This window comes from Microbulbifer variabilis (genome assembly GCF_052468405.1).
Map to the genome: position 1 here is coordinate 395,592 of NZ_CP174343.1, position 14,756 is coordinate 410,347.

General features: G+C 51.7%; 12 protein-coding genes. 7 read left to right on the top strand and 5 right to left on the bottom strand.

Features of this window, described 5'->3' with window-relative positions:
- Positions 1-108 precede the first annotated feature (108 nt).
- Positions 109-1,731 carry a glucose-6-phosphate isomerase gene (gene pgi / locus ACJJJB_RS02090; RefSeq protein WP_020412146.1) on the bottom strand — a complete coding sequence of 541 codons (1,623 nt, stop codon included), beginning with the start codon at positions 1,729-1,731 and terminating at the stop codon, positions 109-111.
- Between the two features lie 316 nt (positions 1,732-2,047).
- Positions 2,048-2,242, bottom strand: a complete 195-nt coding sequence (locus ACJJJB_RS02095) for a hypothetical protein (RefSeq protein WP_157533369.1) — start codon at positions 2,240-2,242, stop codon at positions 2,048-2,050.
- A 346-nt stretch (positions 2,243-2,588) separates the two neighbouring features.
- On the opposite strand from ACJJJB_RS02095, the gene ACJJJB_RS02100 reads away from it, so the two are divergent.
- Positions 2,589-2,738: a hypothetical protein gene (locus tag ACJJJB_RS02100; protein ID WP_020412147.1), complete on the top strand. Its 150-nt coding sequence runs from the start codon at positions 2,589-2,591 to the stop codon at positions 2,736-2,738.
- Between the two features lie 24 nt (positions 2,739-2,762).
- Here ACJJJB_RS02100 and ACJJJB_RS02105 read toward each other — a convergent pair whose 3' ends face one another.
- Both ACJJJB_RS02105 and nhaC read right to left on the bottom strand, forming a co-directional pair.
- A complete protein-coding gene (locus ACJJJB_RS02105) occupies positions 2,763-3,806 on the bottom strand; it encodes a DUF3549 family protein (RefSeq protein WP_445365637.1) in 1,044 nt (347 codons plus the stop codon).
- 19 nt (positions 3,807-3,825) lie between these two features.
- On the bottom strand, positions 3,826-5,292 hold the full coding sequence (gene nhaC / locus ACJJJB_RS02110; RefSeq protein WP_445365638.1) for a Na+/H+ antiporter NhaC: 1,467 nt from the start codon (positions 5,290-5,292) through the stop codon (positions 3,826-3,828).
- 326 nt (positions 5,293-5,618) lie between these two features.
- On the opposite strand from nhaC, the gene ACJJJB_RS02115 reads away from it, so the two are divergent.
- From ACJJJB_RS02115 to ACJJJB_RS02140, 6 genes are all read left to right on the top strand, one after another.
- Positions 5,619-6,788, top strand: coding sequence for a 1-acyl-sn-glycerol-3-phosphate acyltransferase (locus ACJJJB_RS02115; protein WP_282951473.1), 1,170 nt, complete (start codon positions 5,619-5,621; stop codon positions 6,786-6,788).
- Positions 6,789-6,877: 89 nt separating this feature from the next.
- Complete coding sequence (dinG, locus tag ACJJJB_RS02120; protein WP_020412151.1) at positions 6,878-9,016, top strand: ATP-dependent DNA helicase DinG; 2,139 nt, start codon at positions 6,878-6,880, stop codon at positions 9,014-9,016.
- A gap of 93 nt (positions 9,017-9,109) precedes the next feature.
- Entirely contained in the window at positions 9,110-9,433 is a 324-nt protein-coding gene (locus ACJJJB_RS02125) for a YqcC family protein (protein ID WP_282951472.1), read from the top strand.
- 297 nt (positions 9,434-9,730) lie between these two features.
- Positions 9,731-10,423: an ATP-dependent zinc protease family protein gene (locus ACJJJB_RS02130; protein ID WP_020412153.1), complete on the top strand. Its 693-nt coding sequence runs from the start codon at positions 9,731-9,733 to the stop codon at positions 10,421-10,423.
- Between the two features lie 54 nt (positions 10,424-10,477).
- Positions 10,478-12,010, top strand: coding sequence for an inactive transglutaminase family protein (locus ACJJJB_RS02135; protein WP_445365639.1), 1,533 nt, complete (start codon positions 10,478-10,480; stop codon positions 12,008-12,010).
- A gap of 9 nt (positions 12,011-12,019) precedes the next feature.
- Positions 12,020-13,024 (top strand): alpha-L-glutamate ligase-like protein, encoded by a 1,005-nt coding sequence (locus tag ACJJJB_RS02140; protein ID WP_020412155.1) that lies wholly within the window; start codon positions 12,020-12,022, stop codon positions 13,022-13,024.
- A gap of 79 nt (positions 13,025-13,103) precedes the next feature.
- On the opposite strand, the gene ACJJJB_RS02145 is transcribed toward ACJJJB_RS02140, so the two are convergent.
- Positions 13,104-14,264, bottom strand: a complete 1,161-nt coding sequence (locus ACJJJB_RS02145; protein ID WP_445365640.1) for an acyl-CoA desaturase — start codon at positions 14,262-14,264, stop codon at positions 13,104-13,106.
- Between the last annotated feature and the right edge of the window lie 492 nt (positions 14,265-14,756).

Sequence of the window (14,756 nt, forward strand, 5' to 3'; positions counted from 1 at the left end):
GTGAGAGGAATAAGGAAATTAACTGTGTAAAATCTAAGATAAATTAAAAAGGCCGCATTATAACCGCGGCCTTTTTTGTTGAGTAATACCTTTCTGCCCTAGGATTTTCTACAGTAGTTTTTCCATCAGAATACGGGTGGAACTATCCCAATCTTCCGGTACTTCGCTATCGGCCGCCTTATGAATTTTTGAACTCAGCTGTTTGCCAAGTTCCACACCCCATTGATCGAACGGATTGATACTGAGCAAGCAGCCGCCCACATAAACTTTATGTTCGTACAGCGCCAGCAGAGCCCCTAAGTGATGAGGGTCCAGCCTATCAAGGATCAAGGTATTACTTGGGCGGTTACCTGGGATTACTTTATGTGGGGCCAGTGCATGGGCTTCGCGATGGGTATAGCCGGCCTCTTCAAGTTCCTGGCGCGCTTCATGCAGGGATTTACCACGCAACAAAGCCTGGCTCTGGCTGATGCAACATGCCAGTAGCCAACGGTGCTGTTCATGTAATTTAGAAGTTGGCTCTTTCACCGCAATAAAATCCGCGGGGATCAGGTCGGTACCTTGATGTAGCAGCTGGTGAAAAGAGTGTTGGCCATTAGTGCCTTCGGTACCCCAGATTACACTGCCGCTCGGATAGTCCAGCGCTTGACCATTTTTATTTACGCTTTTACCCAGGCTTTCCATGTCTAACTGCTGCAACCAGGCTGGGAATTTTGCCAAACGTTGAGCGTAGGGCAGAACAACCTGGCTGCTGGTATTCCAGCACTGCCGATACCAGAATTGAATAAGGGCCATTATCACTGGCAGGTTATCCTGCAGAGAGGTATTGGCGAAATGCTGGTCCATAGAGTGAGCGCCTTGCAGCAGCTGCTCGTAAACTTCATAACCGCAGGCTAGAACGATCGGCAGGCCAATGGCGGACCACAGGGAATAGCGGCCACCCACCCAGTTCCACATTGGGAATATATTCTCAGGGGCGATGCCGAAGTCCTGTGCCGCAACAATATTGCTGCTTACGGCAACGAAATGTTGAGCAAGTTTCTCTTCATCACAGCCAGCAGCTACTATCCAGCGGCGCGCAGAGAGAGCGTTCTCGCGGGTTTCCAAGGTGGAAAAAGATTTGGAGGCGACGATAAACAGGGTTTCCTCAGGGTTAAGACCCCGAAGGGTATCACTGAGATCAGCACCATCCACATTCGCTACAAAGTGAATCTGGAAATCTTCCTTGTACCATGGGCTAAGTGCCTCCACTACCATGCGTGGACCAAGGTCAGACCCACCAATACCGATATTAACAATATGGCGAATTGGCTTTCCGCTGAATCCTCGCCAACTTTGGTTGTGGATATTTTTGGCAAATTGCCTCATCTGTGTGCGGCAGTCAGCCACTGCGCGTTCGTGATCATTTTGTGGTTCACCCTGGAAGCGCAGGGCAGTATGTAGGGCCGGGCGGTGTTCAGTATTATTGACATTGGCGCCGCTAAGGAGTGCTGAGATCTGATTGCCTAGATTCTGCTCTTCGGCGTAATCGAGTAGTAACTGGAAGGTATCCTTGCGTAGGTGATTCTTACTAAAATCCAGGTAAATACCTGCGGCTTCACAGCTAAAGTTTTTTGTACGTTGCGTATCGGTAGCGAACAGCTCACGCAGGGACCATTTATGTTGTTTAAAATGAGACTGCAATTGTTGAATTGCTGCGGCTCGGCTGAATGCCAAAGTTTCACTTGTCATGGTGATTGCTGATTAACTCTCTTGTGAGCGGTTTCTTATTGCGAATATCACACAAGCTTATGGTGCATGATTGAAAAAAGCGGGTAATGCTAACGCATTCCAGTCTGTTGGCTGGCGCCCGAAGCGTTACAGTGTATTACAGTGGATAGTTTCCGGTAAGAATGAACTGCTCAAAAGACAAATGCCGCTCGTAAAAGCGGCATTTGGTGGTGATTCATACTAAATAAAGCTTTTCAGAGTAGGTGTCTGTCAGCTCCGATTTGGTCAAAACCTCATTTAGTATGAATCACCACGCTGGTTCTGCTTGAAAGTGATTTTACTTCACCACTTTCATGCAGCGTACTCTATCCGAAGCCATCCAGCAGTCAGCATCTGCGGGGCAGGCCATTGAAAGAGGAATTTGTTCAGCGCCAGGAGGGCAGTAAGCTGGAGGTGCCGGAGGGCTACAGCAACCTGCTAGAACCAGTGCACTGATAATTCCGATTAAGTACTTGGCTGGAGTGAAATTCATCCCCTAACTCCTTTCCGTTGATGTAGACATTAGCATAGCCAATAAAACGTCACCTGTTGGTCAGCTTTGTAAAATGCTCTCTACAAAGATACCGCCTAGTTGAGTGTAATAGGCGCAGGGATTAAATAGCTGCCAAGATTAAAGTCTGGAAAAAAGTCGTGCCAATTTATTGTGTTTTGTGCTTTAAAAAGCGAGTTTTTTGCCAGTTTAGGGCGTGTTTAAATTAACGGGGTGTATTTATTTTTTTTGCTTCTTCCAAGTTGGAAAACTTGCTCAAAAGAGAGATTAATTTTAGATGGTTTTTTAATTTTATTTTGAGGGTTTGGGGAAAAGTGGCGGGAAATAAATGATGAAAGGGTGGTTGTTAAAGGAGGATGAAGCAGTGGGAATTGCTGGAAATTTACAACAAGTCTTCAGAGTGAGTCACTCTGTTAGAGGTTGGGAAGAGCTTTTTATTGGTTCATTTAGTGAATTGGTTGAGATATGGCAGCTTTAAAATTATAAAACCGCCGTATTTGAATCAATGAGTGGGTTTGGGCCCATGAAGAAAATTACCAAAGGTCTGAGCAAGGGTTTCTTCACGTGCAGGGTCACGTAATGCGATTAGCAGGGAGTTTCGTATCTGGGGAATGAACATTAAGTCCGATAGTAACAGGTTAAATGTGCTTTGATCTCCAGTGTGCGCCAAGTTGGTGAGCCAGAGCTTGGCCAGTTCTGGGTTCTCCAGATCAAGTGCGCAGCGACTGCCAATTGCTGCGAGTACTTCTTTGTTCCTAGCCGCGTTAGAGGATTGCAGCAGTTTTTGTAGGAACGACTGGCGCAGCCCTTTAGCTGGCGAGTTTGAGATACCGCGTGCGGCGGCGCAAACCACATTAAAGTCAGGCGTACTATCGGCGAGTAATGTATTGGCTCGAGTGATGATGGCTTCTGCCAGTTGATGGTCGATAGTTTCGTTTTCCAGGCAGTGGCACAAGCTGACAAATACTGGCGCAGCTATCTTTGAAATTTGGCACATAAGGAGCGCCTTTTCACTTTCCCAGTGAGCGGCAAGGTCAGCAATGCCCTGCAGTGCCAGGTTGTCCCAGCGGGACTCCTGCGGGTTGCGGAAGTAACTGAGTACCGTTTCATAATGAGCGCTGGGCTTGTGTTTCAACAGCAACCCGGTATGGGCATGAAATGCAGCCTGTCGCTCGGTAGAAGGGGTATAGAGAAGGCCGCTCTGTTGTAGCAATTGATCCAGCTGCGCTGCGGATTCAGCGGCAGGCCCCCTTAATTCCTGTGCCAGCGCACGCAGTAGACCATCGCGAGCCTGTAACCGTAATTTACCCTGTTCATCGAGAGGAAAACGCAGGAACCATACCGCTGGCTCGCCGCCTTCGGCGGGTTGCAGTAAAAGCCCGGTCCAAGCCTGGCGCAAGTAGGGGGAAGGCCAGGGCTTTTGACCCGCTTCAAAGGCTTCGGCTGTGGATTTGGATATAGACTGCAGGCGCCGGCCCAGGTCGAACCAGCGCAATTTAAAGTTAGCCTCTTCGATAAGGCTGCTCAGGGTACCGCTTTCACTCATGGGTGACTTATCTACTTCTTTAGGACGCAGTGGCTGCAATAGAGATGGGTTTTTGCTTAAAGTGCAACCAGCCGTATGCAATTGCCAGCAGCGGGCAGATGATATTGAACAGGGCGTAGGGCAAATAATTCCAGGTTCCAATACCGAGAGTTGCGGCCATAAAAGCGCCACAGGTATTCCACGGAATCAATACGGAAGTGATGGTGCCTGAATCCTCTAAGGTGCGTGACAGGTTTAGCCCGTGTAACCCCTTTTCCTTGAAAGCTTCGCGGAACATACGGCCAGGAATAATAATCGCCATATATTGATCGCCAGCAGCTAAGTTCATGCCAAAACAGGTGAGTACGGTGGAGGTCACTAGGCCGCCGACAGTTTTAACGAGTGATAAGACGCCAGTGACAATCACTTGCAGGAAGCCTGCGCGCTCCATGGCTCCACCGAAAGCCATGGCGGAGGTGATCAACCACACGGTATTAAGCATGCTACTCATACCGCCCTTCGATAGCAGTGCGGCCACGTTTTCATTACTGGAAGTGGACTTGTAGCCGTCGAACAAGCTGTACCAGGCGCCTTTAAGGGCTGCCAGGGCACCCTCTCCACCGCCCAGGCGGCGTGCGGCTTCAGGTTCAAAAATCAGGGCAATCGCACAGCCAACCAGGGAGCCGATGATCAGGGTAGGGAAGGCTGGGACTTTGCGCCAGGCCATGGCCAACAGCAATACGAGGGGTAATAAGCTGATAAGCGAGATCTTAAATTCGCTTTTTAGTGCGGCTAACAACGATTCGATATCACTGGCGGAGGCACTGCTGGCTTCAGAGGTGAAGCCGAGGAAAGCAAAAGCGATCAGGGCGATTGCGAAAGCCGGGATAGCGGTGGACATCATGTGGCGGATATGCTGAAACAGGTCATTTGACGTTACCGCTGCGGCCACATTGGTGGTGTCGGAGAGGGGGGACATCTTGTCGCCAAAATAGGCGCCTGAAATCACTGCGCCAGCGGTAACTTCCAGGGACAGGCCGAGGGCGCCAGCGATCCCCATCAGAGCTACGCCCAGGGTGCCGGCGGTAGTCCAGCTGGAGCCAATACTGAGGCCTACGACGGCACAGATAATACAACTGGCGGCATAGAACCATTGGGGGGAGAGAATCTGTACGCCGTAAAAGATCATAGAGGGTACAGTGCCGGCCAGTATCCAGCTGCCGATCAGGGCGCCCACTGCCAGTAGAATTAGAATAGCGCCAAAGACCAGGCCGATGCCGTGCAGCATGCCGCCTTCCATATCGTTCCAGCTGTGACCATTCTTCATACCCATCAGGGCGACCACACAGGCGCATAACAGCAACGCAATCTGGTTCGGGCCGTAGGAGGAATCGGCACCGTAGAAATAAACAGACAGGGATAACAGGGCGATCAGGATCCCTAGTGGGATCAGCGCATCCAGCAGGCTGGGCTTGCGCGGTTCATTATTGGGGCTGGCTTGAGACAAGGTGAACTCCTGCTTGACTGCGTGGCTAGTGCCGTTTTCGTTATCGTTGTTTTTGCCGTCGGCGACGGTTGATCCTCCTATTCTCTCGGCTTGGGGCGGTGAAGTCTACTTTGAATAGAGAACTGAACAGGAGGACCTTTTCACTGACTGACCCGTCTAAGCATGCTTTCATCACTCTCATCAGGTATCTGGTTGGGAGAGGTGCTAGCAGTTCGGCGAGGCTTCCGGTATGTTCTGCGCCGATTTCTTATCCCGGCTAGCCTTAGCCGCACAATAAAATGAGCCAGGGCCACTTGAAGTTAGCAGGTCCGGCAGGTAGTGATTTCATGAGAGCAAGTGAGTTAGACCCCGCTCAATTCGAGGATATGCGCCCCTATCGCGATGATGAGGTGCGCACTGTACTGGACCGGTTGATTGCCGATCCAGAAATGTCCCATGCCGTAGCGCATTTCCTGATTCCTAAGTTGGCGCGCCTTGAAGGTCCGCTGGCTTGGTTGGTACGTCAATTTCTACGCTTTGAATTCCGCAATGTACACGATGTGCGCGGCGTGCAAGCGATTGTGGATAAATACATTGACAAGGTGGTGAGCCGTACCACCTCTGGCTTGACTATCTCTGGGTTGGATACTCTGCCCAGGGATCGCGCCTGCCTATTTGTGAGCAATCACCGGGATATTGCCATGGACCCTGCCTTTGCGATTGTGTCCATGTATAAGGAAGGGCATGAGACCTCTCGAATCGCTATTGGCGATAACCTGCTCAGCAAGCAGTTTGCCAGTGACATTATGAAGCTCAATAAGTGCTTTACGGTCAAGCGCAGTTCCGGCAGCCGTCGCGAGAAGCTGGCAGCGGCGAGCCAGCTATCCAATTACATTTATTACTCTATCGTCAACGAAAACGAGCATGTGTGGATTGCACAGCGCTCGGGCCGTGCCAAGGATGGGTTGGATCGCACCAATCCGGCCCTCGCAGCCATGTTTGCAATGACCAAGGATCGGGATACGCCTTTTGCCGAGTTCTGGAAGAAGCTGCACATTGTGCCGTTGTCCATCTCTTACGAATGGGATCCCTGTGATGGCCAGAAGGCCAAAGAACTTTACGTCACTGAGCACAAGGAAGAGTATAAAAAGGCCAAGAATGAAGACCTTGCCTCCATCGGTAAGGGGGTTATTGGCCAGAAGGGGCGCGTTCATACCGCTTTTGGCACCCCGATCGAAGGAGACTTCGACGATGTAAACAGCCTGGCTGAAGAGATTGACCGCCAGATTGTGGGCAACTATGTCCTGCACCCCACCAATTTAATCGCCTATGAGATGCTTTATGGTGATGTATGTGGCTTGCCGGTGGGTTACCCATCAAAGCCATGGGATCCCAGGGATTACGAGGAAACCCGAGAGAAGTTCAAGACGCGTATGGCCAAAGTTGATGAGCGCTGGCGCGACAAAGCTATCCAGGCCTATGCCAATCCGGTGGTATCCCGTCTGGCATTTGAATGATCACTGGTTGGGTGGAGTGGTGGCGAGAGTGTGCTTAGTGGATAATAGCGCCCCTTGCGCCACTCACTAGCGAATAGATTCCACTTCCTGTGCTCAACGACAAACACAAAACCGCCATCCAGGCCGCCTATAGCCAATTCCTGTCCAGCCGTGGGCTTAAGGCCCGTTACGGGCAGAAGCTAATGGTGGCGGCCATCGCCCGTACGCTTGGGGCTATAAGCCAGAATGCCAGCGGCGAACGCGATGTGGAAAAGAGCGATGGTGAGCATATTTGTGTGGTTGAGGCTGGTACAGGTACGGGCAAGACAGTGTCCTATCTCCTCTCAGCTATCCCTCTGGCTCAGGCCCAGGAAAAGACCCTGGTGATTTCTACTGCCACTGTGGCTCTGCAAGAGCAGATTATCTACAAGGATCTGCCTGAAGTTGCTCGCCATAGTGGTCTGAAGTTTGAATACAGTCTGGCAAAGGGGCGAGGTCGTTACCTATGCCTGTCTAAGCTGGACCAACTACTTTCCAGTTTCTCCGCAAGTGGCACCGGTATTTCCCTCGGCCTCTATGAAGACGAGTTACCCCAAGTGGAAGCGGAGAGCATTGCCCTCTACCAGAAGATGACCGACAGCCTGGCAGCCGGCAGCTGGGATGGTGATCGTGATAACTGGGCAGATGCGATTGAAGCCGATGACTGGAGCCGGGTGACTACAGACCACCGTCAGTGCAGTGGCCGTCGATGCCCTCATGTAACTAACTGCAGCTTCTTTCGCGCTCGAGAGAATTTGGGCAAGACCCAGGTAATCGTGGCCAATCATGACTTGTTGTTGGCAGACCTGGCTCTGGGGGGGGGCGCTATATTGCCGCCGCCGGAAGAGACAATTTATGTACTCGATGAGGCCCACCACTTACCAGATAAAGCACTAAATCATTTTTCCCACCACAGCCGGGTTGGTGCCTCCACTGGTTGGCTGGACCAGGTCAATAAAGTACTGGGGCAAATGCTGGGGGAAATTGGTGATGGTGCGGAATTGGATCGCTGCGGTGAACAGCTGCCAGCGGTACTGACCTCGGCCAAACAGGGCCTTGAGCAGATGTGGCCCTTGATTGAGGAGTTGTGCGAATTTGAGGATGAACGCGGTAACACCACCCGCCACCGTTTTGAGGGCGGTGTGGTGCCGGAGACCATGGCACAGCTTGCAGAAAAATTGCGCGAGGATTTCGACGAGCTGGAGAGCTTGTTCAATAAAATGCTGCAAACAGCCCAGAGAATGCTGGAAGATGCACATTCACCTGTGCCGATTGTGGACTTGGAGCGCTGGTATCCACAATTGGGCAGCTGGTATGGCCGTGCCGAAGCCAACCTGCAGCTCTGGGCCAATTATGCCCGCCCCGATACTGGCGGTGCCTTGCCGCAGGCGCGGTGGGTAACCCTGGTGGACTGGGGTGGCTCTACTGATTTTGAGGTGTGCAGCTCACCGATACTCGCGGGTAAAGCTCTGGAGTACAGCCTGTGGCGACGTTGTTACGGTGCGGTGCTTACCTCAGCCACGCTGACCGCATTGGGTAAGTTTGACCGTTTGCGCATGCGAGCAGGTACCCCGGACAATGCCAGTTACCAAGTGGTACCTAGTCCCTTTGATTTCTCTCGGGCCACTTTGCAGGTTCCTGCCAGCGCAGTGGATGCAGGCAATGCAGACCGCCATACAGATGCGGTGATTGATGCCTTGCCGGAACTACTCAATGGCAGTGGTGGTTCTCTGGTGCTGTTTTCCTCTCGCAGGCAGATGGAAACTGTTTACGAGTCGCTGCCAGGCACCTGGCGCAATCGCATACTGATGCAGGGGCAGAAGTCCCGCCAACAGTTGCTGGATAGCCACCGAGAAATAATCGATGGAGGAGGTAACAGCGTTCTGTTCGGGCTCGCCAGTTTTGCCGAGGGGGTTGACCTTCCCGGTGACTACTGTCGCCATGTAGTGATTGCCAAGTTGCCTTTTGCCGTGCCGGATGACCCAATTGAGGCTGCACTGGCAGAATGGATTGAGGCCAAGGGTGGTAACCCCTTTATGCAGATTACTGTGCCCGATGCGGCCTTGAAGCTGGTTCAGGCCTGTGGTCGCCTACTGCGGGCTGAGGGGGATAGCGGTACTGTCACTCTGCTGGATCGGAGAGTAGTTACCCGGCGCTACGGTCAGGCAATACTTAACTCACTACCGCCCTTCAGTCGCCGAATCGAGTAATCTCTTATAAGTACTCCGACTTTCTCTGTCAGTGTGTGCGGGGTGCGTGAATCTTATTGCTGCGCAAATTGAGCAGCTCTGGTATTGGATGATATGCAAGCTATTTATTCTGAAGTTGCCGATCAATTATTGATTCTTGAGGCGGAGCTGCGCCGCATGGAGTTGTGGCAAAGTGAGCCGCCGCCGGCGGAGGCACTGGCCAGTTCGGAGCCATTTTGTGTTGATACCCTGACTCTGCCCCAGTGGTTGCAATTTATCTTCTTACCGCGCATGCGGGTGATGATTGAGCAGGAAATGCCGCTTCCCCGGGAGTGCAGTATTGCCCCCATTGCGGAGGAGTTTTTCAAGACCCGCGGTGGTGCCGAAGAGCTGATAGTAATCCTTGAGCAGATAGACCAGCGCTTACGGCTTGGCTGATACAAGTAGGAGCGATACCCATCTCTGCCTGCCGGGTGTCGCCACTTCCATTCCTCCATGTCTTTCTGATGCTGACTGTCTGTTGTCCCTATTTGGATTGCAAAGATCTGGCGCATGTCACATTGTGGCGCTTGCATAGCCCGGCTGGATGGAGATCCCTGTTCACTAGGCTCTGTCATAGGCTAATATCGACTTTTTGCTTGGCGTGGGGAGGAATTTCCCCACGTTTTACCGTGAACGCTGCTGAGACGGTATGGTCGGATTGAAATGCTAATGGGGCTAGAGGTAATCGTTAGGATGCAGAAATTTTCCCTTCTGTGGTTATTGGTGGCGGTCCAGCTTTTGGCGGGCTGCCAATCTGTATTGTATCCCGGTAAGGAGCGCACTCAACCGGCGTCAGTGGGAACACAGCAGACAGAGCCGCAGGGTGAATTGGTACAGTGCCCTGAGCCCGTGGAAGTGATTTGTGCCGAACCGGAAGTCAGGGTTGTTGAGAAGGTTATCGAACGAAGCGTTGAAAAAGTAGTCGAAGTGCCCGTTGCCAAGGACAAATTGGTGCTCGGAGCAGTGGAACAAGTCTCCGTTGAGCCCTCTGGCCTGGTAATAGAATCCATTGTCGATACAGGTTCACCGACCTCCACTTTGCGCGCCCAGGCGCTGACCCGCTTCGAGCGAGACGGCGAAGACTGGATCAGAATCCAGCTGACCAGGGCCGATGGTGATGGCAAGGCCAGGCCCGTGTCTGTGGAGTTGCCGGTCAAGCGGCATATCCGCGCTACACGGCTCGGTTTTCCCAGCCAGCGGCGTCCGGTGGTGGAAATGAACCTCACCGTGGGGAGTATCACCCATATGGTTGAGGTCAGCCTGACAGACGAGGGCGGCACTGATGTTTTGATGCTGCTGGGACGCAATTTCCTCAAAGACGCCGCAGTTGTCGATGTGAGCCGTCGCAATGTTCAGGGCCCACCCCAAATATCCGGGGGCAAATAGGCCGAGTTGAAAGTTAGGTTCCGATTGGAACCGTAGATTTACGGGGAAGGGCGAATGTCGCCGCGTGTCCAAGTTTATGTCATTGCGGCATTGCTCGCATTGATCGGAGCGGGTCTTACCGCATACAAACACTTCGAATTAGGTTTTCCACTACTGCCGGGCGAATACCGCACCGTTTGGACCATTGAGGCCAAAGTGGGCTTTGATGCGGAGGGTGGGCCTGTCAAGGCAGCCCTTACACTGCCCCGTGAGCAGCGCAATATGGAAATTCTTGGGGAGACATTCAGCTCTTCAGGTTTTGGCTTTTACATTGCCCGTGAAAACGATGAGTACCGGGCAATCTGGACACGCCGCTCGGCAGAAGGGCCCCAGTCCCTATTTTACCAGTTGGATGTTTATCAGACTCCCGGTGCTGCCCTTGAACAGCCCCTGAATCTCAGTACCGAAGTGCAGAAACCCTTCCTCGGTGCGCGAGAGCAAGAGGCCGTGCGCCTGGCTATCAATTCTTTGGTACAGCAGGCCCGTGAGCGCTCCTCCGATGTGGAATCTTTTACCACCCAGCTGCTGTTTGAGCTGAATGATGACGGCAACCAGGATCGCAACCTGGTCTTTCGTCATTATGCTGATAGCTCCCTGGTAGATGTAGCTCTATTGATGCTGGCTACTGCTGATATTCCCGCGCATCGAATTCGCGGTCTCTATCTTGAAGATGACCGGCGCCGGCTGACACCCGAGGACCTTCTAGAAGTCTACGATAGCAGGCGTTGGATCGTGTTTGAGCCCAACAGTGGCATGCCCGGTGTGCCGGAAAACTTTTTTATTTGGCAGCGTGGCGGCAAGAGCCTGCTGGACCTGGAGGGTGGGCGTAACTCTCAAGTGACTTTTTCGGTGATTGCCAATGATGTACCCGCACGAGATGTTTCCATGCGCAGTACCAGCCAGGATAAAGAGGCCCTGGTTGATTTCTCTATCTACAGCCTGCCCATTGAACAACAGAGTATTTTTAAACTGATTCTGCTGGTACCCGTAGGGGCCTTGGTAGTGGTGCTACTGCGAGTATTTGTAGGGTTGCGCACCTCCGGTACCTTTATGCCGGTGCTGCTGGCGATTGCCTTTATCGAGACCCAGCTGATTACCGGACTCTCCATCTTTGTGCTTATCCTGGTGCTGGGATTATGGGTGCGTTTCTATTTAAGCCGGCTCAACTTGTTATTGGTGTCGAGGATCGCCGCCGTAGTGGTAACGGTGGTGCTCATAATGGGAATGATCAGTGTGGTTAGTTTCAAGCTCGGTATCGAGCAGGCGCTGACAGTCACTTTCTTCCCAATGATTATTCTGGCCTGGACCATCGAGCGTATGTCAATCGTGTGGGAGGAAGACGGCCCCTATGAGGTGATTGTCCAGGCCGGTGGTAGCCTGCTGGTGGCAGTGCTGGCCTGGTGGGTGATGACCAATCGATATGTTGAGCACTGGACATTCAACTTCCCTGAACTGTTATTGGTGCTGTTGGGCTTTATTCTGGTGATAGGTAATTACACCGGTTATCGCCTCAGCGAACTGATGCGCTTTCGGCCTCTGGTCAGGTAGGAGGTTGTTATGCTTCACTTTTCGTTCAAGCATATGATCAATAAGGTACGCGGTGGTGTAGTTTCACCGCTGACCTTGAACGATATCGGTGTGCTCGGTATGAATGCGCGTAATATTAATTACATCGCGCGTTACAACGACCGTAAAAAATATCCCATCGTTGATGACAAACTGAATACCAAGCACGCCGCAAAAAAGGCGGGAATCCCTGTGCCTGAACTGATTGAGGCCTTTGAGACTCCTGCCAGTCGCAAGCGGGTTATGGAAGTGATTGACCCCCTTTGGCAGTTTGTGATTAAGCCGGCACGTGGATCCGGGGGCAAAGGCATCCTGGTGATTGCGGGGCGCAATGGTGACAAATACAAGAAAATTTCCGGCTCGGAAATCGAAGCATTGGATATTTTGCGCCACGTTAATAATATCCACAGCGGCCTATACAGTCTCGGCGGCAAGCCCGACCGGGTAATGGTGGAGTCTCTGGTGGATTTCGATCCGGTCTTCCAAAGCTACTCCTTTGAAGGCGTGCCGGATATCCGTGTGATTGTATTCCGTGGGTTTCCGGTGATGGCGATGCTGCGTTGCTCCACTCACGACTCCGATGGTAAGGCCAATTTGCACCAGGGGGCTGTTGGAGTTGGCATCGACCTGGCTACCGGAAATAGCTGTCACGCTGTGCAGCGGGGTCTACGGATTAATCGTCACCCGGATACCGAGGTGCATTTCGATCAGTTAAAAGTACCGGGTTGGTATGATCTGGTGCGTTTGGCGGCAAGTTGCTATGAAATGACTGATCTAGGTTACCTGGGTTGCGATATTGTCCTGGACCGTGCGCGGGGCCCGCTTCTCTTGGAAGCTAATGCTCGTCCCGGCCTCGCCATTCAGGTAGCCAATGGCGTCGGTCTGCGACGGCGCCTTAAGTTTATTGAGGAGCTGGATGAGGATATGCTCAATAAAAATGTGGATGAGCGGGTGGCTTTTTCTATGCGCGAATTTGCGGCTGACAAAGGGTTTTAGGGGGAGTCTTGCCACTTGAAAATTTTGATCCCGGCAATGCTAATGCTTGCCGGGATTTGTAAATGAAGCAGGCTGCCCTCTAGGTCGCTGTGAGAGGGCATAAGTGAAATTGATTCATCACCATCTTTAAGCGTTTACTCTGCATTTTTAGGGAATATTCTAATTCCCGGATTTTTGTCTGGATTTCTTTCAGTTCCCACCGGGGTGGGGGCTCTTGCCGCGCTTTATTATTTCGACGGATTTGTAAGTTGCTCCACTTGCTGTTTACGTCGGCAAGATGCTGTTCCTCCTTCGCTAGCCATTTTTGCCAAAACTCTCTGTATCGGGAGTCAGCCAGTCTCTGTCTGGCTTCTTCAAACAAAGTTGTGAGGTGTGCCTTATAGGCCTGAATCGTCGCTGTTTTTTTCAGATTTCGGGTAATACCGACCCAGCTCAGCACCTTGACCATCCACTTGGTTGGGTCGTACTGGTACCAGCGAATACCACTTCGATAGTCAATCTGGAATGTGTGATGGTAGTTGTGATAACCCTCACCAAAAGTAAACAGGTTGAGGAAGGGGTTGTCCCGTGCAGTGATGTCTGTGCGAAATGGGCGCTTTCCCCACATGTGTCCGAGGGAATTAATCATAAATGTGGTGTGATGATTAACGACTACACGCAATACCCCGGCAAGCAAAAACATACCAATAATATCGCCGGTCAAAGCTCCCAGTGCGATAGGTAGGCCGATATTCATTGCCAGGGTAATGGGTACGTAGTGGTTGAACTGCCACATAACGATCTTATCGCGTTTCAGGTCATTCACATTTTTGTAATCCAGGCGACCACTCGGGTAGTCGTGCATCATCCAATCGATATGGGAGAACCAGAAGCCGCGTTTGGCTGAATAGGGGTCTCGATCATTATCGTCAATGTGGCGATGGTGATGACGGTGGGCGGCACACCAGTTTAGCGTGGTGTTTTGCAGTGCAGCGGCAGTAAATAAGGCAAATAAAAGGCGTAATGACCAGTGTGCCTCATAACTCCGATGCGACCACATACGATGGTTGCCTGCAGCAACCGAAAAACTGCATAGGGCGCCGTACACGGCAAAAACAAGCCACTGATACCAATGGTAGCCATGGATCACACCATAGATAGGCACCGCAGTCAGCGCTAAAAAGCCGGTACTGGAAAAAAGTATTGTGGGAATCCAAAAGCATTTGCGTTTATCTGAGTTAACGGTAGAGGCTGTGCGCATGTTTTGTTCCGGTTCAAACTGCTCCAGGTAGAAATGGTGAAATTGACGCTCAGTTCCATGGAAAAATCTGCCTTGGAACCCCGCTTTATCGCCACCTTGTTAGTCACATTGATTCAAAGATAGTCGTTGAGCGAGTCGGAGGTTGGCGGTTAATTCCCAATCTGCTGGTTGATAGGCTGAGTTATGATTCCCAGTGGCGAGAGATGCCTAGAGGTTGGTATCTCACTTCAGTAAGTGTTATTCGGTAGGATCTGGTGCACTATTCTGGCGCAAAAGAAGAAGCTGAAGTCACTTATTGGTTCACGATTGTCAGGATATTAATTAAGGTGCTGGACTATCGGCCCCCGAGATATTGGAGTTTCAATAGTTGGCATGGCAATTGCTTTGACTAATTGTGCGGGAAGCATGACCCGCACTTCGGGAAGAATGCACGAGGTTATGGCAAACCGTCTCCTCTGAGTAACTTCCCGTTTTCTCTCATCATCGCTGATT

What these genes read in the sequence shown, in the direction of transcription:
- ACJJJB_RS02100 (WP_020412147.1), top strand. Translation starts at nt 2,589, where the DNA reads ATGATGAAAGGGTGGTTGTTAAAGGAGGATGAAGCAGTGGGAATTGCT.
- ACJJJB_RS02135 (WP_445365639.1), top strand. Translation starts at nt 10,478, where the DNA reads ATGTCGCCGCGTGTCCAAGTTTATGTCATTGCGGCATTGCTCGCATTG.
- pgi (WP_020412146.1), bottom strand. Translation starts at nt 1,731, where the DNA reads ATGACAAGTGAAACTTTGGCATTCAGCCGAGCCGCAGCAATTCAACAA.
- ACJJJB_RS02140 (WP_020412155.1), top strand. Translation starts at nt 12,020, where the DNA reads ATGCTTCACTTTTCGTTCAAGCATATGATCAATAAGGTACGCGGTGGT.
- ACJJJB_RS02145 (WP_445365640.1), bottom strand. Translation starts at nt 14,264, where the DNA reads ATGCGCACAGCCTCTACCGTTAACTCAGATAAACGCAAATGCTTTTGG.
- ACJJJB_RS02105 (WP_445365637.1), bottom strand. Translation starts at nt 3,806, where the DNA reads ATGAGTGAAAGCGGTACCCTGAGCAGCCTTATCGAAGAGGCTAACTTT.
- ACJJJB_RS02095 (WP_157533369.1), bottom strand. Translation starts at nt 2,242, where the DNA reads ATGAATTTCACTCCAGCCAAGTACTTAATCGGAATTATCAGTGCACTG.
- ACJJJB_RS02125 (WP_282951472.1), top strand. Translation starts at nt 9,110, where the DNA reads ATGCAAGCTATTTATTCTGAAGTTGCCGATCAATTATTGATTCTTGAG.
- ACJJJB_RS02130 (WP_020412153.1), top strand. Translation starts at nt 9,731, where the DNA reads ATGCAGAAATTTTCCCTTCTGTGGTTATTGGTGGCGGTCCAGCTTTTG.
- ACJJJB_RS02115 (WP_282951473.1), top strand. Translation starts at nt 5,619, where the DNA reads ATGAGAGCAAGTGAGTTAGACCCCGCTCAATTCGAGGATATGCGCCCC.